Annotated in this window: 20 protein-coding genes; 4 read left to right on the forward strand and 16 right to left on the reverse strand. The window is 43.4% G+C overall.

Annotated elements, in window-relative coordinates:
- Window positions 1-194: hypothetical protein (locus QZZ55_RS14585; protein WP_293268092.1), on the reverse strand; the 194-nt coding region annotated here is incomplete at its 3' end.
- Between the two features lie 144 nt (window positions 195-338).
- On the opposite strand from QZZ55_RS14585, the gene QZZ55_RS14590 reads away from it, so the two are divergent.
- Window positions 339-1,949, forward strand: a complete 1,611-nt coding sequence (locus QZZ55_RS14590) for a cation:proton antiporter family protein (protein ID WP_293268093.1) — start codon at window positions 339-341, stop codon at window positions 1,947-1,949.
- A gap of 185 nt (window positions 1,950-2,134) precedes the next feature.
- Here the strand turns inward: QZZ55_RS14590 and prpF are convergent, their stop codons facing one another.
- From prpF to QZZ55_RS14620, 6 genes are all read right to left on the reverse strand, one after another.
- Entirely contained in the window at window positions 2,135-3,313 is a 1,179-nt protein-coding gene (gene prpF, locus QZZ55_RS14595) for a 2-methylaconitate cis-trans isomerase PrpF (protein WP_293268094.1), read from the reverse strand.
- Between the two features lie 250 nt (window positions 3,314-3,563).
- Window positions 3,564-6,173, reverse strand: a complete 2,610-nt coding sequence (gene acnD / locus QZZ55_RS14600; RefSeq protein ID WP_293268095.1) for a Fe/S-dependent 2-methylisocitrate dehydratase AcnD — start codon at window positions 6,171-6,173, stop codon at window positions 3,564-3,566.
- A gap of 163 nt (window positions 6,174-6,336) precedes the next feature.
- A complete protein-coding gene (gene prpC, locus QZZ55_RS14605) occupies window positions 6,337-7,467 on the reverse strand; it encodes a 2-methylcitrate synthase (protein WP_293268097.1) in 1,131 nt (376 codons plus the stop codon).
- Window positions 7,468-7,567: 100 nt separating this feature from the next.
- Window positions 7,568-8,458, reverse strand: a complete 891-nt coding sequence (gene prpB, locus QZZ55_RS14610; protein WP_293268098.1) for a methylisocitrate lyase — start codon at window positions 8,456-8,458, stop codon at window positions 7,568-7,570.
- A complete protein-coding gene (locus tag QZZ55_RS14615) occupies window positions 8,451-9,146 on the reverse strand; it encodes a GntR family transcriptional regulator (RefSeq protein ID WP_293268099.1) in 696 nt (231 codons plus the stop codon). Before QZZ55_RS14615 ends, prpB begins: the two co-directional genes overlap by 8 nt.
- A gap of 146 nt (window positions 9,147-9,292) precedes the next feature.
- A complete protein-coding gene (locus tag QZZ55_RS14620) occupies window positions 9,293-10,156 on the reverse strand; it encodes an alpha/beta hydrolase (RefSeq protein ID WP_293268100.1) in 864 nt (287 codons plus the stop codon).
- Window positions 10,157-10,323: 167 nt separating this feature from the next.
- Between QZZ55_RS14620 and pabB the strand changes: the two genes are divergently transcribed.
- Entirely contained in the window at window positions 10,324-11,694 is a 1,371-nt protein-coding gene (gene pabB / locus QZZ55_RS14625) for an aminodeoxychorismate synthase component I (RefSeq protein WP_293268101.1), read from the forward strand.
- A 76-nt stretch (window positions 11,695-11,770) separates the two neighbouring features.
- Here pabB and QZZ55_RS14630 read toward each other — a convergent pair whose 3' ends face one another.
- The 6 genes from QZZ55_RS14630 to amrB form a co-directional block, all read right to left on the reverse strand.
- Window positions 11,771-11,902: a DUF2986 domain-containing protein gene (locus QZZ55_RS14630; protein WP_293268102.1), complete on the reverse strand. Its 132-nt coding sequence runs from the start codon at window positions 11,900-11,902 to the stop codon at window positions 11,771-11,773.
- 85 nt (window positions 11,903-11,987) lie between these two features.
- A complete protein-coding gene (locus tag QZZ55_RS14635; RefSeq protein ID WP_293268104.1) occupies window positions 11,988-12,350 on the reverse strand; it encodes a YacL family protein in 363 nt (120 codons plus the stop codon).
- Window positions 12,351-12,394: 44 nt separating this feature from the next.
- Entirely contained in the window at window positions 12,395-12,901 is a 507-nt protein-coding gene (locus tag QZZ55_RS14640) for a M48 family metallopeptidase (RefSeq protein WP_293268105.1), read from the reverse strand.
- Entirely contained in the window at window positions 12,901-13,686 is a 786-nt protein-coding gene (locus tag QZZ55_RS14645; RefSeq protein WP_293268107.1) for a hypothetical protein, read from the reverse strand. Before QZZ55_RS14645 ends, QZZ55_RS14640 begins: the two co-directional genes overlap by 1 nt.
- Before the next feature lie 107 nt (window positions 13,687-13,793).
- Entirely contained in the window at window positions 13,794-14,351 is a 558-nt protein-coding gene (gene amrA, locus QZZ55_RS14650) for an AmmeMemoRadiSam system protein A (protein WP_293268108.1), read from the reverse strand.
- Complete coding sequence (gene amrB, locus QZZ55_RS14655) at window positions 14,338-15,132, reverse strand: AmmeMemoRadiSam system protein B (RefSeq protein WP_293268110.1); 795 nt, start codon at window positions 15,130-15,132, stop codon at window positions 14,338-14,340. The genes amrA and amrB overlap by 14 nt, the downstream gene beginning before the upstream one ends.
- A gap of 87 nt (window positions 15,133-15,219) precedes the next feature.
- On the opposite strand from amrB, the gene amrS reads away from it, so the two are divergent.
- Window positions 15,220-16,296, forward strand: a complete 1,077-nt coding sequence (gene amrS / locus QZZ55_RS14660; RefSeq protein ID WP_293268111.1) for an AmmeMemoRadiSam system radical SAM enzyme — start codon at window positions 15,220-15,222, stop codon at window positions 16,294-16,296.
- On the opposite strand, the gene QZZ55_RS14665 is transcribed toward amrS, so the two are convergent.
- Window positions 16,293-17,270 carry a tRNA-dihydrouridine synthase family protein gene (locus QZZ55_RS14665; RefSeq protein WP_293268112.1) on the reverse strand — a complete coding sequence of 326 codons (978 nt, stop codon included), beginning with the start codon at window positions 17,268-17,270 and terminating at the stop codon, window positions 16,293-16,295. The two genes, amrS and QZZ55_RS14665, sit on opposite strands and share 4 nt — an antisense overlap.
- A 38-nt stretch (window positions 17,271-17,308) precedes the next feature.
- On the opposite strand from QZZ55_RS14665, the gene thpR reads away from it, so the two are divergent.
- Window positions 17,309-17,836, forward strand: coding sequence for an RNA 2',3'-cyclic phosphodiesterase (gene thpR, locus QZZ55_RS14670; RefSeq protein ID WP_293268113.1), 528 nt, complete (start codon window positions 17,309-17,311; stop codon window positions 17,834-17,836).
- Here thpR and QZZ55_RS14675 read toward each other — a convergent pair whose 3' ends face one another.
- Both QZZ55_RS14675 and purF read right to left on the reverse strand, forming a co-directional pair.
- Window positions 17,837-19,054, reverse strand: a complete 1,218-nt coding sequence (locus QZZ55_RS14675) for an O-succinylhomoserine sulfhydrylase (protein ID WP_293268114.1) — start codon at window positions 19,052-19,054, stop codon at window positions 17,837-17,839.
- 14 nt (window positions 19,055-19,068) lie between these two features.
- A complete protein-coding gene (purF, locus tag QZZ55_RS14680; RefSeq protein WP_293268116.1) occupies window positions 19,069-20,595 on the reverse strand; it encodes an amidophosphoribosyltransferase in 1,527 nt (508 codons plus the stop codon).
- Window positions 20,596-20,638 lie beyond the last annotated feature (43 nt).

Consider the following 20,638-nt stretch of genomic DNA (forward strand, 5'->3'; position numbering starts at 1 on the left):
TGTTCATCTGCTTGCGGGATATCTTTCTGCTCATCTGCCAGAGCATCCTTTTCTATTGCCTCTTGTGCAGCAACTTCGGATGCTACTTCCAAGCCATCACTGGCAACGGAACCCTGTTGACTGTCAACTGCTTCAGCAACTTCTTTTTGTGCCTCTTCGCTGGATGAAAACATTGATCTCAGCTTCTTAAACATGCTTGTTCCTCAAAACACTGAATACGCCAATAACTAATGAAAAAATGCAATAATAATATGGCAGTTACGACTATGATTTAAAAAAGAATATCTTATCATAGTGCGACGCTCCACAAACCCATTGATCTAAAAATGTAGGAAACTATGGACTTTATCTGGATTTTGTTTGCTTTTGTTTGTGGGCTCATGGTCAAGCTGATCTCTCTCCCTCCCCTTATAGGTTTCTTGTTTGCCGGTTTTGTACTCCATTTTATTGGTGTCGAGCCAACAGACTCTCTCAGTACTCTGGCTGATCTGGGCATTACACTCATGCTGTTCACTATCGGTCTTAAATTGCATGTTTCCGATCTACTCAAACGAGAAATATGGGCCAGCACTTTGTCTCACATGGGTATTTGGACACTTTTATTTGGCTCTTTTTCTCTACTCTTAGCCCTTGCATCTTTTCCATTTTTTTTAGATATAAGCTTACAAACCGCAGCCCTTCTCGGTTTTGCATTAAGTTTTAGTAGCACCGTCTGTATTATAAAGTTGCTAGAAGAAAGCGGGGAAATGAAAACTCGCCATGGTCAGATTGCTATCGGCGTGTTGGTTATGCAAGACATAGCTGCTGTTATATTTTTAGTTTTTGCTACCGGGAAAATCCCTTCTATTTGGGCGTTAGGGTTATTTGCTCTCGTATTCATCCGCCCCCTTTTTGATGCGTTGCTCAATAGGGCTGGGCATGGCGAAATGCTGCCTTTAACAGGCTTCTTTCTTGCCCTTGGTGGCTACGAGCTATTCACTTTAGTAGGCGTTAAAGGTGATCTGGGCGCTCTCTTATTTGGTGTATTATTGAGCCATCACTCAAAAGCAAGCGAGCTAACAAAATCCCTCCTCAGCTTTAAAGACCTGTTTCTAATCGGTTTCTTTCTCTCCATTGGCTTCACTGCACTCCCCAACTGGGAAATGCTTGGCATGGCCTCTCTCGTTTCTTGTGTAATTCTTATAAAATTTCTTATGTTTTTCTTTATATTCTTACGTTTAAATTTACGAGGTCGAACATCCTTCCTCTCCGCCTTAGCACTGAGTAATTTTAGTGAATTTGGCTTAATAGTAGCTGCACTATGTGTAGACTCAGGGTGGTTAAATAAAGAGTGGCTTGTAATTCTTGCTTTGTCCGTATCGATATCTTTCATTCTTACGAGTCTTTTTTATAGGCATGCTCATCAGATTTATCGAATATACAAAGAAAAAATCAAGCATTTCGAAAGTCACACTCGTTTAAAGGAAGACTTATTCATCCAACCCCCTCATGCAGAAATTCTAGTAATCGGCTTAGGGCGTGTCGGTAAAGGAGCATTTAAAGCGTTACAAAATATTGTTGATCAACGCGTAGTTGGCATGGATGCAGACAGGATTAGAGTCAAAGAATATCAGCTACTAGGTATGAATGTATTTTTTGGAGACGGTGAAGATGCCGACCTATGGGAAAGCTTTGATACTTCAGGCATAAAACTTATTCTACTGGCACTCCCCTCCATTGAAGATGATAAAAATATAACCATTCAGCTTCGAAATGCTCACTACAAGGGTCAGATTGCAGCAATTGCACGCTATCAGGATGAGCGCGACCAATTAATCAAAGCGGGCATCAATAATGTCTTCAACTTCTATACCGAGGCAGGTATTGGTTTTGCGGAAGAAAGCTTGTTACTTATTGGAGAACAGCCTTGCGAAAAACAACACAGAGCTAAGCTTTTACCAATACTTTGAATCTATTTATTATTTGAATAAACCGTTTAAAAAAACCCCACATGAAACCATGTGGGGCCAAAGAAGTAGAAGCAGACCCTTCCTGATAGGGAGTTGGATCTACCACATCCCCACTTCAACCGGAAAACAATAACCCGGCCATTGCAGTAATGACCGGGTTAATGGTTTTTTACTAATTAACTTCGTTAGAAAGCATCGCCAGGAATACGCACCCAGCCTTCCATTAGCACACGAGCGCTACGGCTCATAATGGCTTTAGTCGCTGTCCACTCGCCATTAACTTTTGCAGCTTCAGCACCTACTTTTAAAGTACCTGAAGGATGGCCAAACGTGACAGCATTGCGATTTCCACCACCCGCAGCAATATTGACTAATGTACCGGGAATAGCAGCCGCTGTACCAATAGCAACAGCCGCCGTGCCCATCATAGCATGGTGTAATTTACCCATAGAAAGTGCACGAACAGCCACATCAATATCATCAGTGGTGACTTGCTTTCCACTAGAAGAAACATAGTTTTGTGCAGGTGCGCAAAAAGCGACCTTAGGTGTATGTTGGCGAGCAACCGCTTCTGATATGTCTTTAATAAGACCCATGCGGACAGCTCCGTAGGCCCTTATGGTCTCAAAGCGCTCTAGTGCCACCGGGTCGCCATTAATAGCCTCTTGAAGCTCAGTTCCATTGTAACCAATTTCATCTGCGTTAAGGAAAATGGTAGGGATGCCTGCATTAATCATCGTTGCTTTAAACGTACCAACGCCCGGGACGTCAAGATCATCAACGAGGTTGCCAGTAGGAAACATAGCCCCATCACCATCTGCCGGGTCCATAAACTCAACTTGAACTTCTGCTGCAGGAAACGTCACACCATCCAGCTCAAAATCACCTGTTTCTTGCACTTCACCATTAGTGATAGGCACATGAGCAATAATTGTTTTCTTAATATTTGCCTGCCAAATCCTAACAATACACACGCCATTTTCAGGAATGCGGTTTGCATCAACCAAACCACCACTAATAGCAAATGCACCTACCGCCGCTGTTAGATTACCGCAGTTACCACTCCAATCTACAAAAGCTCTATCTATAGCTACTTGACCAAACAGATAATCGACATCATGTTCAGGTTGGTTACTCTTATCTAGAATAACTGTTTTACTTGTACTCGACGTAGCTCCGCCCATTCCATCAGTTTGCTTACCATATGGGTCTGGAGAACCGATAACGCGCATAAGTATATTATCGCGCGCAGCACCAGGTACCTGAGCAGCTTCAGGAAGGTCCTGGCGGCGAAAAAACACACCTTTACTCGTTCCACCGCGGATATAGGTAGCAGGAATTTTAATTTGAGGTACTTGCGACATAATATAATTGTCCTATCTTATCGGGCGCTAATGATCATCAGCACCACGGTTCAGAAAAATCTTAATAACGTCAACTACGGTTCAGCGGCATTGCAGCCAACCTACACAGCAGAGGTAATTAAAAGTTTTCTTGTGGTTATTAAAATCGTGTTGCTTAAGTAGACCGGTATGCGCTGCCCCTCATACAGTACACAGCAATGACTGTGTACTGTTTGAAGACAAAACAACACTTACCGATCGTATGTAATGCTTAAACGGTTGCTTCTAAGAAATCCTGAGCAAAACGTTGTAGTACACCACCGGCGTTGTACACATTCACTTCAGCTGCAGTATCCAAACGACAAGTCATGGGCACTTTAACTGTTTCACCATTGGCACGATTAATGATGACGGTAAGCTCTGCACGAGGAGAGACATCGCCTTCTACATCAAAGGTTTCTGTACCATCAATCGCGTAAGTTTTACGTGTTTCACCCTCTTTAAATTGAAGTGGCAATACACCCATACCAACAAGGTTCGTACGGTGAATACGCTCAAAGCCTTCAGCCATGATCGCTTCAACACCTGCTAGACGTACACCTTTTGCAGCCCAATCACGTGATGAGCCCTGACCATAGTCAGCACCCGCAACGATAATTAACGGCTGCTTACGCTCCATGTAGGTTTCAATCGCTTCCCACATGCGGCTTTCTTGGCCTTCTGGTTCAATACGCGCCAACGACCCCTGCTTAACATCACCTTTTTCATCAAGGCACATTTCGTTTAGCAGTTTAGGGTTAGCAAACGTTGCACGCTGTGCCGTTAGGTGATCACCTCGATGTGTTGCATAAGAGTTGTAATCTTCTTCTGGCAAGCCCATTTTGGCGCAATATTCACCTGCAGCACTTGATGCTTGAATTGCATTTGATGGAGACAAGTGATCAGTTGTGATGTTATCGCCAAGTACAGCCAATGGACGCATACCTTTCATCGTACGCTCACCTGCTAAAGCACCTTCCCAATAAGGAGGACGACGGATGTAAGTAGTCTGTGGACGCCAGTCATATAGCGGACTTGCAGATTTCTCTACTGCTCCTAAGTCAAACATTGGGATGTAAACTTGGCTAAACTGCTCAGGTTTAACGGCCTTCGCAACAATCGCATCGATCTCTTCATCACTAGGCCAAATATCTTTCAGAGTGATTGGATTACCGTCTTTATCATTACCCAATACATCTTTTTCAATATCAAAACGTATCGTACCGGCAATCGCATAAGCGACAACTAGCGGAGGCGAAGCCAAGAACGCTTGCTTTGCATGCGGGTGAATACGGCCGTCAAAGTTACGGTTACCAGAAAGCACCGCTGTAGAGTACAAATCACGATCGATGATCTCTTTCTGAATAACAGGATCCAATGCGCCACTCATGCCATTACACGTAGTACAGGCATAACCAACAATACCGAAACCTAGTTGTTCCATCTCAGACAACAAACCCGCTTCTTCTAAATACAACTTGGCCACTTTAGAGCCTGGCGCAAATGACGACTTAACCCAAGGCTTACGAACAAGGCCTAATTCGTTTGCTTTCTTAGCGACTAAACCTGCTGCCACTACGTTACGTGGATTAGAGGTGTTAGTACACGAAGTGATCGCGGCGATAATTACCGCGCCATCAGGCATCAAACCATCAGCTTCTTCAACCTTAGCCGCAGCCAACATGTCGTCACTGGCGATACCGCGCTCATTTAGCGCAGACGTTGGTAGACGGCGGTGCGGGTTCGACGGACCAGCCATGTTGCGGACAACAGTCGACAGATCAAACTCAAGAACACGCTCATATTCAACACTTTCTAGATCATCTGCCCACAAACCTGTCAGTTTGGCATACTGCTCAACAAGAGCAACTTGCTCAGGCTCACGCCCCGTCAGTTTCAAATAGTCGATGGTCTGCTCGTCAATATAGAACATACCCGCAGACGCACCAAACTCAGGCGTCATATTGGAGATAGTGGCACGGTCACCGATCGTTAGGTTTTTAGCACCCTCACCAAAGAACTCTAGGTAAGCAGAAACAACTTTCTGGTTACGTAAAAACTCGGTGATAGCCAATACGATATCTGTAGCAGTAATGCCAGGCTGGCGCTTACCCGTAAGCTTTACACCAATGATGTCCGGTAGGCGCATCATGGACGGTAGGCCCAGCATAACGGTTTCAGCTTCAAGTCCGCCAACACCAATCGCAACAACACCTAACGCATCAACATGTGGCGTGTGAGAGTCAGTACCGACACAAGTATCTGGGTAAGCAACACCATCACGCGCTTGAATAACTGGGGACATTTTCTCCAAGTTAATCTGGTGCATGATGCCGTTACCAGCAGGGATTACATCGACATTATCGAATGCAGTCTTGCACCACTCGATAAAGTGAAAACGATCATCGTTACGACGGTCTTCAATTGAACGGTTCTTTTCAAATGCATCTGGATCAAAACCTGCCGCTTCAACAGCAAGGGAGTGATCAACGATTAACTGTGTAGGCACAACAGGGTTAACTTTAGAAGGGTCACCACCTTGATCAGCAATCGCATCACGCAAACCAGCCAAATCAACCAAGGCTGTTTGTCCTAAAATATCATGACAAACAACACGTGCCGGATACCAAGGAAAATCCAGTTCACGTTTAAATTCGATAAGCTGTTTTAGTGAATCAGTTAATGCTTCAGGCTCACAGCGGCGAACCAGCTGCTCAGCCAATACGCGGGAAGTATAAGGTAGTTTTGCATAAGATCCAGGTTGAATCTCTTCGATTGCTGCACGCGTATCGAAGTAATCTAGCTTTGTACCTGGTAATGATTTGCGGTATTCAGTATTCATTGCGTCTGAACTCCATTAAGTATGGTTCAGAGAGACGGGGCAGGCGTATTAGTGAATGGAAGCCAACCCAACCTTTTCTAAAGCAAAATTAATTATGGCCAAGCAGATATCTGTTAGCGCATAAAAACTGTAAGGGCTGAAGAATCAGCCCTTACTCGATCAATCAACCACGGTTTTCGATAGCAACCCACTGCGCAGATTCAGGACCTGTGTAGTCAGCACTTGGACGAATAATCCGGTTATTTGCACGCTGTTCCATCACATGGGCCGTCCAACCAGCCGCACGTGAACAAACAAAGATCGGCGTAAATAATTTGGTAGGAATACCCATGAAGTTGTAAGCAGAAGCATGGAAAAAATCAGCATTACAAAAGAGTTTTTTCTCACGCCACATTATTGCTTCAACACGCTCAGAAACTGCATATAAGCTAGAGTCGCCAACTTGTTCAGATAATTTCTTAGACCATTCTTTAATAATGGCATTACGTGGATCAGACTCACTATAGATTGCGTGCCCAAATCCCATAATTTTGTCTTTGCGCTCTAACATACCCATGATTTTAGCTTCTGCTTCATCAGGAGTTTTCCAGTTTTCAATCATATCCATCGCAGCTTCGTTCGCGCCACCATGAAGTGGGCCGCGTAGCGAACCAATCGCTGCCGTTACGCAGCTATGAATATCCGACAACGTAGAAGCGCAAACACGTGCAGTAAACGTCGATGCATTAAACTCATGCTCAGCATACAAAATCAGAGAAGCATGCATTACATCGACATGCAAAGGCTCTGGTTTTTTATCGTGTAGCGTCCATAAAAACTGCTCAGCGATAGAATCGGCGCCGGTATTTTCGTCAATGCGCTTGCCGTTATGGCTGAAGTTGTACCAGTAATTGATCAAGCCTGGGAATACGGCCAGCATACGATCAATATGATCAAGCTGATCAGTAAAGCTCAGCTCAGTTTCTAGGTTACCCAGCATTGAGCAACCCGTACGCATAACATCCATTGGATGTGCATCCGCAGGAATCTGTTCCAAAACAGTTTTCAATGCTGCTGGTAATGTACGCATGCCTTTTAGACGTGCTTTATATGCATCTAGCTCTGCTTGTGTTGGCAAAGCGCCGTACAGTAACAGATATGCAACTTCTTCAAATTGTGCTTTATCAGCCAGCTCTTTAATGTCGTACCCACGATAGGTCAGACCTGCACCGGTTTGCCCCACAGTACAGAGTGCAGTAACACCAGCAGACTGACCACGCAGGCCCGCACCACTTAGTTTTTTTGCTTCTGCCATCTGGTTTCTCCTTCTGTCATTGGGAGGCTTCGCCTCCCGTACCAGTTTTTCTAATTATTTAATTTTAATCGTACGATAAAGCTCTTAACAAATTTGTTAATTACTTGTTTTTACCTTCAGCAAAAAGCGCATCTAGCTTCTGCTCAAAATCATGATAGTTTAAGAAATCATATAGCTCCATACGCGTTTGCATCGTATCAACTACTGCTTTTTGATCACCATCACGCAGTAATGCTTCATAAACATTCAGTGCTGCTTTATTCGCCGCACGGAAAGCTGAAAGCGGGTACAGCACCATAGAAGCACCATTTGCCACAAGCTCTTCTGTGTTAAACAACGGCGTAGCACCGAATTCAGTAATATTCGCGAGTAAATGAGCTCCGTTAATACCATCTGCAAACGCTTTGTAATCTTCTAGTGTGTGAACAGCTTCTGCGAAGATACCGTCAGCACCTGCTTCAAGACATGCTTGAGCACGATCTACTGCAGAGTTTAAACCTTCCATTTGGAAAGCATCAGTACGTGCAATAATGAAAAAGTCATCATCTGTTTTCGCATCAACAGCAGCTTTAACGCGATCAACCATTTCCTGAGAAGAAACGATTTCTTTATTTGGACGATGGCCGCAACGCTTTTGTGCAATCTGATCTTCTATGTGAACAGCAGCAGCGCCGGCTTTAGTCATCTCTTTAACTGTGCGAGAAATGTTAAACGCCCCACCCCAGCCTGTATCGATGTCAACTAATAAAGGAGTTTCAACAGCACTACTGATACGACGAACATCTTCCAGAACATCATTCATGGAGGTCATACCCAAATCAGGCAAACCATAAGAAGTATTGGCAACACCACCACCCGAAAGGTAGATAGCTTTATGGCCAACACGCTCAGCCATCATCGCATGGTACGCATTAGTGGTGCCTACAATTTGAAGTGGTTTTGCTTCTAATAGCGCTTTGCGGAATCGACCGCCTGCAGTAAGTTTAGCCATTTTTTTCCCCTTTGAGGTCAGTTGCGGTGTTCAGCTTCTCTTCTATGTTCTTACGCGCAGCACTAATATGCCGGCGCATTAGAATCTCTGCTAGTTCAGGATCCCTCGCCTCAATAGCATCGACAATCTGACGATGCTCCTTGAGTGCGCGCTTGGGACGTGAACTCGATACACTGAATTGATAGCGGTACATACGTACCAAGTGATACAGGTCACTACCGAGCAGTTCCAACAATGTTTCATTTTTGCTGCCCTGCACGATTCGGTAATGAAAATCTAGGTCGCCTTCCTTTTGAAAATACGACTGTCCATCCAGTTGCGTTATTGACCGATCATGTTCGTCTAATAATGATCGCAAACGAGCAATTTCTTCATCTGGCATAAACTCCGCAGCCATGCGGCAAGCCATACCTTCTAAAGCCTCTCGAACCCGATAGATTTCGATTAACTCTTTTTCATTAAGTTTTACAACTCGAGCACCAATATGAGGCTTACGTTCAATTAGGCGCAATGCCTCTAGCCTACGCATTGCTTCGCGCAACGGACCGCGACTAATGCCATAGATACGAGCCAATTCTGGTTCACTTATCTTTTGCCCAGGAGGAAAGTCTCCTACAACAATGGCATTGATAATTTGCTCACACACTTTGTCAGCGAGTGTTCGGCTTTCTATCGGTGCTTCATTCATATTTTCATATCTGCCATTAACAATCAGTTTTTGGATTGTCGACAATCTTTATTTAATACAACGATAGCGTGCGTTTTTAAGCGCGTCAACCGTAAAAAAGAATAAAGTTGTCAACACAATACAAAAGTTTAAGAGTTTACCCTTACTTATAAACTTCTATATCGTAAAGTTTCTTCGTTCATTATCTTGGCAATCTGACGAGGCTTCTGAAATGGCAAAGAGTGATCTGTTCCCTTTACAAGAAAATAATGCCAATTGGGCAAACCTTCTGCCATATCTCGATGATATTGGTGCATTAAATCGACACTTAAGCCGCCAATGAGGCTTGTTACATCCCCTTGAGCGGCCACAAGTTCTTCTCTATTAATCAAATTTATTGCATCAGTGACGCAATCTAGCGCATACGCAAATCCCAACGGGCGCTTCCCTAGCCGAGAAGCCGTTAAGTCATCAATCTGCACTGAAGTTCTCCTGTTTGGAGAAATAGTATTCATGAAATTACGAATGCCCTCATCATGGTTATTACTGCGTAGATGATCTGCAGCCTCACTGTACCGTTGACGTAACAAAGCAGTTGAATCCCAACAAGGTCTATCGAGTAACGCTGACTCTAAAAGGAATTGCTTACAGACTCGGTCAGAATGTTGTTGCTTATATAACATACACACCATCCCGCCTAGCGAGTACCCTCCCAAATCAAAGTGCCACCAATTCACATGATCCACGACGGCACTCAAATCAGCCACCAGCATTTGAGCACTGAATGGATAATCTTGCTTATCTGGATAGTGTGTATCTCCCATCCCTCGCAGATCAGGTATCAACACCTCCTCCCATTGAGTTAGCATAGAAGCAATTAACACCCATGTATCATTTCCCGCCACACCTGCACCATGTAGCAATACGAGCTTTTTCCCGTTATTCACATTCGGATTTTTAACGATACGATAGGTAATAATCTGATCGGGTAAATGCAACTCTCTTTGAGAGACATTTTGGTTGCTGCGCATGAATAAAACCATCCCTATATAAATTGTCTACAATCCAGTATACGCCTTCCATTGTGCAGATAAAGATAGAGTAGGAGTAACTCTCGCTATCCATAAGTAGGATGCGTAAAATGCCCTTCTTTATATAACAGTTTCAGAATAACCGTATAACTATAAGGTTCGATCGATTGCTTAGATGCATTGCACTGCCATACCATGTCAGCACGACTGACTACTATGAGCGTATCAGAGACTTAGGTAACGCCATTCTTCTTGATAGCGGAAAACCGTGTAGCGAACGAGGCCGTTTTGATATTTTGGTCGCTGCACCCCTATGCGAACTCAGCTACCGCCAAGGCTTACTTTCAGGGACAAACTTACCCATCAGTATCAGTCCAGATACTGATCCATTTGCCGCACTTGAGAAGCTTTACCAATATTCGCATACAGATCCGAAGCACCTACCAGAAAACGTTCCTTTTAATGGTGGGCTAGTAGGGCACTTTAGTTATGACTTAGGGCGGGCGATAGAGCGCATACCTGAGCAAGCCATAGACGACACGCTATTACCTGAGATGCAAGTCGGTTTATATGGCTGGTCTATAGTGATAGATCATGAAATAAAAACAGCAAACCTTTATGGTTCTCACCTTGTTGACGAAACAGCCCTTCGTAAAATTTCCAAAAAAGCATCGACGTCCATTCGTTCGGTGAAAAAGCCTTTCCAATTGACCAGTAAGTTTGTCAGTAACCTAGATGAGCAGGCATACCATACAAGCCTAGCGAAGATTGACGATTACATTCATGCTGGCGACTGCTACCAAGTTAATTTAGCACAGCGCTTCAGCGCTAAATGCGATGGAGATCCATGGGAAGCATACAAACAACTTCGCCGCGCTGCACCTACACATTACGCCGCTTATTTTGATACCGAACATGGTGCTGTTTTATCATTATCACCAGAAAAGTTTTTATCAACGGACACGCAAGGTCACGTCATCACCCAACCTATAAAAGGTACTCGCCCAAGAGGCGGTGACGAAACAACAGACCTTCAGCTAGCCAATGAACTAAAGAACTCAAGTAAAGATAAAGCTGAGAACGTCATGATTGTTGATCTATTGCGTAACGATCTTAGCAAAGTATGCCAACACCACAGTGTAAAAGTACCCTCTCTCTTTGCTATTGAGAGCTACAAAAATGTGCACCATTTAGTGAGCACAGTGACCGGGACTCTTGAACCCAATGCATCACCTATTAGCCTACTTAAAGAGTGCTTTCCCGGTGGATCAATAACCGGCGCGCCCAAAATAAGAGCGATGGAGATCATCGATGAATTAGAGCCTCATCGCCGCAGTATTTACTGCGGAAGCATAGGCTATATTGGGTTAACAGGACAAATAGACACAAGCATTACTATTCGCACCTTATTAGTTGAGAACAACAAAGTACATTGCTGGGCGGGTGGAGGAATTGTTGCTGACTCAATAAGTGAAATGGAATACCAAGAAACTTATGATAAAGTCAATAACTTGCTTTCAACGCTCACAGAGCTTTAGAGCGAAGGTCTATCTGAGTAGTGTTTTTTAAGCGCCAGTATCTACGCTAGGCAAGTTTTATGCACAAGAACCAAGCTTACTCTGCGGCTTCTTGCTTAGCTCTTTCTTCTTTAGAAATATATCGTGGTTTATTGCTAGGATTCACCTTACTGTTGGCTTTTTTGGCTCTTTTAATAAGAATGCTGTTAATTTTCTTCTTTCGATTCATGATGCCACTGCAGTTTTAGGAAATAATTTTCGGACTATTGTAAAGCTATCTGTGCAAATATGGTAATTATCTATTACCAGTACTCTCAACTAACAAATGACTGCCACGATATCAGTGCTTGTTTAAAATCAGGTAATCCGCACCCTGCATAAGACTCTTCATCATACAAATTGGTTTCTTCTGGTAGCTCTTCATCCACATCAAGTCCCAAAGCCAAAGCAACAACTTCGACTTCATTTTTATTAAGTCGTAACTGAAACTCTTGTCCCGATTGCTGGTGATCAATCATATTCCCAAGCTCTATCTCTTCTATAAGAAGCACTAGCTGGTCCATCTGCTGTCGATCCCCTCCTAATTCTTCCGAAAACCACCGACCTATAGCCTCTGCTCCCATAGAAAACTTGGCCACTGGACGTCCCAACTCATCAAAAGTAAATTCGTAATCCATTGCATTTCTCGGTGTACTTTAGTGGATGGGCATTCTACATTACTTTAGGAATAAAGCGCGCCATCTAACTCTAAGTACGTAAGATAGAGCCGCATTTCAAATTCTAGTAGGTGATAGTCCGGCAACATATACTGGCATAATTGATAAAATGCTTTGTTATGCTCCTTCTCTTTCAAGTGCGCTAATTCATGAACTACGATCATATTTAAAAAAACTTCAGGTGCTTTTTTAAAGATTACGCTGATACGAATCTCATTTTTACTTTTTAGCTTTGCCCCCTGCACTCGGGAAACATAGCTATGCAGCCCTAAAGCATTATTAATCACATGAATTTTACTATCATAAGTCACTTTACTAAGTGGAGCCGATTTCTTTAAATATCGATTTTTAAGTGCCATAACATACTCACGCAAATACTTATCATTACTAACGTCATGTACTTGCGGGTACTTTTTTAGCAAGAAACCAGCCAATCGTTGTTGGTCAATCATCTGCTGTACTTGCTGTTGCAGCTCAGGAGCATAAGCGGTTAGATACTTTAACGTAGACATTAAAAAGCACCCCTTTTATATTCCAGCAGCCTTGCTAACACTTCGGGACGTTTATCGATTTGCTTGCATGCTTGCTTATAATCGCTTTTCAAATGTTTTTTTAGACAAGCAAAGACTTGCGGGTCTGGTATTTCTTTTAAACGGCAGTAAAGCGCTAAAGAAAATACTATTTCACTTTCAGATAAACTCGCTTGCCGATTTGCTTGTGCGTTGTAGCAACTACCACACCCCCCTCTAAATGTATAAGCCGAGTTAGCCAACATAACACCGAAACCCATGTAAACAGCGGTGATTTCACTTCCTTCTATAAGGTAGTCAACCCCGCCAGGCGGAAGCTGATGAGACTGAAGCATCAAATGTTGGGCAATTATATGAGCAAAGCTTGATGATAAATCTTCAGGCTTCAATGTCTGTTGTCGGTTATAAGTGATATTAAACGGGCACTCATACATAGCGACAGGCAAAACTTCGTCACATGAATTACGCTCGACATCAATTAGTGCCATTTGTTGAACAGGCAAGTTTTCAAATACTTCCGGTGATTGAAGTCTGAAAGGCCAATGCTCTAGCCCGGCATATTTCAGCGTATGCCTGAATATATTCTCCGCTTTAGCATGAACACTATCGACACTCCCTGGAAAAAATTCATTAGTGGGCTGTATTAATTGGCTACGTTGAAAAAACTCTTTTTTATCAAAATTTTGTATGGCCCACTCAAATGTATCGTAAATCCAATCAGCACTTGATGTTTCAATGAGTGGGCGATATTTAAAAATAGATAGCATGGAATATATTCTTTATTGAAAGTAGTTGGTTAATACAACAAAAAAAGCGTTAACTCTTATTATGAACGATTAAGGCTAATAAAGTTCTTCACAGAGCAATTCAAAAGTTACTCCGTAAGCTTAATCGCCTGATAAACAGAAAACTTGATAGAATCACTCCAATAATTATCTGCAAACCCCGCTTTACGCTTCAAGTGCACTATAAAATCTCGAACATTGGGTAAAACTTCCCATACGGCAGGCAAAAATGTCGCTCTATGAGAACCATCTTCTAATAGCAAGCCATCAATGCCAGGACGTATTTTATCTATCAAATCCTGTTCACTATCAATACTTAGTAACAATGCAGGCGTGATGACTGAAATTTCTATTTTCACACGGCCCAACTCGTCCATATCTAATGGAGGAAACCTAGGATCATTAAGCGCTGCACTATAGGCATTTTCCCACACATCCACAGTTAAAGGGCGACTGGCCTCAAGTGATCCAATACACCCACGTAAACTCCCGTTCAATGACAGTGTCACAAAGCAAGCGCCTAGTTCCTCTTGATCCAAGCTAGTGGGGCGCTGCTCTCCCCCTCCAATTACCCCCTGTGTAATAGACGCTCGCGCACATGCTAATAATCTCGTCGTCTCTTCTGCATTCATATTAAAAAATACCATAACCTGCATATCCAACGACGCGATCTTTAGCTCCCGCCGTATCACCACTATTACATTGAGATAATTTTTTGATAGTGAGATTCTGATGCTTTATCGCCAGAAGCAAGCCATTTAACGCGTTACATCCACATGCCTCGGTAGGTTTTAAATCATGGTCAGCATTCATTATTTTAAGATCGGTATGCGCATCAACTTTCTGTGCATTTTTGTAAGAGTGAAAATGACTGAGATCAGTACTGACAACCACCAATGTAGTTGGATCAATCAATAAAGGCTCGATAATACAAGCAATATCAGAAACGGCACATTCCCCTACAATAACAGGCACTACCGGGCCATTAATTTGCAGATACTGAAGGAAAGGCAGTTGAACTTCTAAGCAATGCTCCTGAGCATGAACCACATCTGATTCGATTACTATCGAGTACTCCAAAAGCGCTTTAATAGCCTTGCGGTTAACGTCAACATTACCTAATGGCGTGGAGAAATAATCACTTAGGGGAACGGCACACCCCTCTAAAGGGACTCGGTGGTTAGGGCCAAATAAATAGATACTATTAAAACTTGAGCATTTCTTAAGAAGCCTATATCCAAGTGCTGCAACGGCACCAGAATAGATATAACCTGCATGAGGCACAATCAATGCCATAGGGCTCTGTCGCTGATAGAGCGGCACATTTTCCAGCGGGTTGTCCGGCATTAAATCAGCAAGCACACTGCATAAAGCAGCTTTATCTTCGGGATAGAAAAGCCCGGCAACAGCGGCAGGTCGAATCTTCATACGCTACCCTCCCCGACCAATATGTTTTATATTGGCGTTTATGGATACTCTTATCAGTACACTTTAGATACTAAACCTGCATTGCTTATGAATCCAGATCAAAGAGAGACTCTTTTCTGGCATCCACTGGATAACAAACGCATTCAGTGCGACCTATGCCCTCATCACTGCACATTGAAAGATGGGCAAAGAGGCGTGTGTTATGTTCGTGGCAATGTAAACGGACTGATGCAACTACACACCTATGGTAGATCTAGTGGCTTCTGCATTGACCCCATCGAAAAGAAACCACTAAATCACTACCTACCGGGCACACCCGTTCTGTCTTTTGGAACAGCCGGATGTAACCTAGCGTGCAAATTTTGCCAGAATTGGGATATTAGCAAAGCAAGAGGCATGGATCTCCTTTGCAATAACGCCACTCCCAAACAACTTGCCACAGCGGCCACGGACAATAAGTGTCGCGCTGTTGCTTTTACTTATAATGACCCTGTCATCTTTTTAGAGTACGCTGAAGATGTCGCCGCCGCATGTAGAGCGGCAGATATAAAGAGTATTGCAGTCACCGCTGGATATATAAGCGATGCCGCTCGTCCTCGCTTCTTTTCATCTTTTGATGCAGTAAACATTGATTTAAAAGCATTTACCGATCATTTCTACCGGCACATTTGCGGCGGGAAACTCAGTACGATACTAGATACACTGATGTACCTTAAGCACGAAACCTCTATTTGGTTTGAAATCACAACGCTGTTAATACCAAACAAAAATGACTCTAACGAAGAGATTGAAGCGTTATGTAGTTGGGTAAGTAAGAACTTAGGACAAGACGTACCATTACATTTTTCAGCATTTCACCCTGACTGGAAAATGCAAAATATTCCAGCTACACCACTAGCAACATTATTAAGAGCGCGCAGCATCGCTCTACAAAACCAGATTCGTTATGTATACATTGGAAACATACAACACGTGCAAGCCAGTTCTACTTATTGCCACAACTGCAAAACCTTGTTGATTGAGCGTAATGGATACCAGCTAGACAGCTGGTATATCCATGATGGCAAATGCGGTCAATGCGAAACAGTCATTCCGGGTATTTTTGGAAAAAACCCAGGTAATTGGGGCCCTAAACGCCAACCCATTTTCATTGATGAAAATTAAAGCTCGCGCTCTAGGCAAGCACGTAAATCACCAAGATCATTAATAGTTTTCACGCTAAAAAACAATTTTTCCGCCTCCTCACGCTGAGGGCGCATCATATGCAGCCATTGCTTTATACGACCATGCACATATTTAGGGGGTAGTTTTTGCTCAACAAATGAAAAATACTCCAGTAAGAGCATAATGATCTGTGACCATGCTGCTGCCCCCCCGCTTTGGCCAAGCTGATAACTTTTGATCATTAGACCTAACTCGGGGCGTGCAATAAGGCCTCGACCAATCATCACATCGTCACAACCACTGAGGTCTTTACAGCGTTGATAGTCTTCGCAGTTCCAAACTTCACCATTAGCAACAACGTGTAAATTCACACTCTCTTTTATTCGCCCTATCCACTCCCAATGAGCAGGTGGTTTATACCCCTCCACCTTGGTCCTTGCATGAACGGCCAAACTATCAGCACCTGCTTCTTGGATAGCAATGGCGTTATCAATTGCTAGTGACTTATCCAAGTTTCCTAGCCGCATTTTTGCTGTCACAGGGACATCATCGGGCACCGCTTGCCTGACCATTTTCACTATCTTATGTATTAAGGCTGGTTCATCGAGCAGCACCGCACCACCGCGATGTTTATTAACCGTTTTTGATGGACAACCAAAATTCAAATCAATGGCTGGAGCACCCATTTTCGCAGCACTAACAGCATTCATCGCTAACAACTCAGGTTCACTTCCTAATAACTGCACAACAACCGGCACGCCAGCAGGTGTTTTTCCTTGATTAGCCAACTCAGGTGCCGATTTCAAAAACTCTTTCTCAGGCAAAACATAACCGGTAATACGTATGAATTCCGTAACGCACAGATCAACCCCACCTAACTGAGTTATAAGATGGCGCATGGTCGCATCTACAACCCCTTCCATGGGAGCAAGTATGATTTTACCCGTCTGCGTATTCACTTTATCAGCGTTCATGTCTATGCTTTATTCACTATATAATTAAGGGATATCGGATGCGTCTTTTTATTGCTATAGACCTACCCGACACCGTTCAACAGCAGATATCTCAGCTGTATTGTAATTTCCACGGTGTAAAATGGGCGCCACCAGAAAGGCTTCATATCACCTTGGCATTCTTAGGGTCAATCAAAAAGAAGTGGCTTCCGGCACTAAACCAGCAACTAGAAAACATCTCCTTTGAACCGTTTACATTACATTGTGATCGGTTTGGAAGTTTTCGTAGCGGGGACATCTGGCTAGGTATTAACCCTGAGGAACCAGTAGTGTTACTCCACCAAAAAATTCTAAGTGCGTTACACGACATTGATATGGGCTTTGAAGGGAGACCTTTTAAACCTCATATTACACTGGCTTACACTCACAAGAGTGACGAGCATTTAGTATTAAATCTACTCGAAAGCCGTCGAGTATTTGACACCCTGAGTTTTACAGTAGATCACTACAATTTAATAAGCAGCTGGTCAAGACCGACAGGCTCTTTACATCGTATTGAAGCAATCTATAGTGCCCAAACTCAATAATCAGAGCGAATCTAAACCTCTCTGCATATCAGTGCGAATGTCTTCGATATCTTCGAGGCCTACCGATAAACGGATTAAGTTTTTCTTAATACCTGCATCGGCTTTCGCCTCATCAGTCATTCGTCCATGAGTTGTCGTTGCCGGATGTGTAATCGTAGATTTCACATCACCAAAATTACCCGTAATCGATACTAATTTCGTAGAATCAATAAAACGCCATGCAGCGTCTTGCCCACCGCTTACCTCAAACGATAGCACACCACCAAAACCGGTCTGCTGCTTTATTGCCAACGTATGTTGAGCGTGACTCTCTAAACCAGTGTAATAAACTCGCTCAACCCCTGGCTGCTGTTGCAACCAAGTGGCTAACTCTAGCGCACTTTTTGCATGAGCTTCCAAACGGACTTTCAAGGTTTCCAATCCTTTGTGGAACACCCAAGCATTGAATGGACTCATGCATGCTCCGCCAGTGCGGATAAAACCAAAAACCTCTTCCATAAGAGCATCTGATCCAACAACAACACCTCCAACACATCGTCCTTGGCCATCTAAATACTTAGTCGCCGAGTGGATAACGATATCAGCACCAGACTTTAACGGCTGCTGGAAGATAGGCGTCAAGAAACAGTTATCAACTGCGACTAAGGCATTATTATTATGTGCAATATCAGCTAAAGCTTGGATGTCCGTTAACTCTCCAAGTGGGTTTGAAGGTGTCTCTAAAAACAACAAACGTGTATTTGGCTGTATCGCTGCTTCCCATGCACTTAAATCTTTAGGATCAACAAAACTAGTGGTAATGCCAGCACGAATAAGATATTTCTCAAATAGCGAAATAGTTGAACCAAAGACGCTGCGTGAGCAGACAACATGATCGCCCTGCTGTAAAAGAGACAACCCAATACTCAGAATGGCAGCCATGCCTGATGACGTTGCTACTGCTCTTTCAGCGCCTTCTAACGCAGCCATTCGCTTTTCAAAAGCATTAACGGTTGGGTTAGTAAAGCGTGAATAAATATTGCCTTCTTCATCACCACTAAAACGCGCAGCCGCTTCTCGCGCACTTGAGTAAACAAAACTGGATGTAGGGAAAATAACATCGCTATGCTCACCCTCTGACGTCCGCGTTTGTCCCGCCCTAATAGCCAAGGTTGAAAGCCCTGCATCTGGCAGTGCGAACTGAATTCTTTCTTCTCGCTCAAAACCTGGTTTAGACATTTTAGAGATCACTCTTATGAAATTTCAGTATGAAGATCAGCAGGAGCTTCATCTTCATGATCGACCGTTTCAGGTACTATTTTAGCTGCATCTTTGCGCTTCTGATCTAAGCGCTCCAAGTAAGGCGTATCAATATCACCTGTTACGTAGTAACCATCAAATACTGATGAATCGAAGTCACTGATAGTATCTGAATTACCTTCTGATACAGAATCCTTGAGATCATCCAGTTCCTGAAAGATCATCCAATCGGCACCTATAGCCTCGCCGATTTCATCAACCGACCGGTTGTGGGCGATAAATTCTTCTGGGGATGGCATATCAATACCATACACATTTGGAAAACGAACGGGAGGCGCTGCTGAAGCAAAATATACTTTACGAGCACCCACATCTCTTGCCATCTGAACTATCTGTTTTGATGTCGTTCCACGAACAATCGAGTCATCGACCAACATGACAACTTTATCCTTAAACTCAAGCTCGATCGGATTAAGTTTACGACGAACTGAATTATTACGCTGCGTTTGCCCAGGCATTATAAAGGTACGACCAATATATCGGTTCTTAATAAAACCCTCACGGAATGTAACATTCAAATGCTTTGCCATCTCAAGAGCAGAGGTACGGCTAGTGTCAGGTATTGGCATAATCACATCAATATCGTGGTCGGGTCGTAAGCTTTTAACTTTTTCAGCAAGCTTAATGCCCATGCGCATACGCGCTTGGTGGACATTAACGTTATCAATAATAGAGTCTGGTCTAGCTAAATAAACAAATTCAAACAAACAGGGAGTAATCTTAGTGTCTTCTGCGCATTGCTTTGTGAAAACATTACCATCCATATCAATGAATATTGCTTCACCTGGTTCAATATCGCGAACACGGGTAAAGCCTGCAATATCCAATGCAACACTTTCAGAAGCGACCATACATTCTTCACCGTCGGGTGTTGATCGCGTTCCATAAATAAGTGGGCGAATGCCATTGGGGTCACGAAACGCCACTACACCATAGCCAGTAATAACCGCAACAACGGCATAACCACCTTTTACTCGCTTATGTACCTTAGAAACTGCTTCGAAAATATCTTCAGGTTCCGGCTTTAATTTTCTCTGGTGCTGCAATTCATGTGCAAACACATTAAGCAATACTTCAGAGTCAGAAGTTGTGTTGATGTGACGTAAATCTTCACGAAACATTTGCTCGACAAGTTCTTCAGCATTGGTCAAATTGCCATTGTGAGCCAAAGCGATGCCATAGGGAGAGTTAACGTAGAACGGCTGGGCCTCAGCAGCACTTGAGCTGCCTGCTGTTGGGTAGCGAACATGCCCGATACCCACATTGCCCATTAAACGTTTCATATGACGTGTGCGAAACACCTCATTAACCAATCCGTTATCCTTACGTAGGAAAAATCGGTTTCCTTCGCAGGTCACCATACCAGCGGCATCCTGTCCGCGGTGTTGAAGCACAGTCAGCGCATCAAAAATTGTCTGATTAACAAGGGATTTGGCTACTAGCCCAACAATACCGCACATGTACACTACCTCAAGAGGAATCAGAAAAAACTATTTGATCTTA

Source organism: Neptunomonas sp. (genome assembly GCF_016744175.1).
Taxonomy (GTDB): Bacteria; Pseudomonadota; Gammaproteobacteria; order Pseudomonadales; family Balneatricaceae; genus Neptunomonas.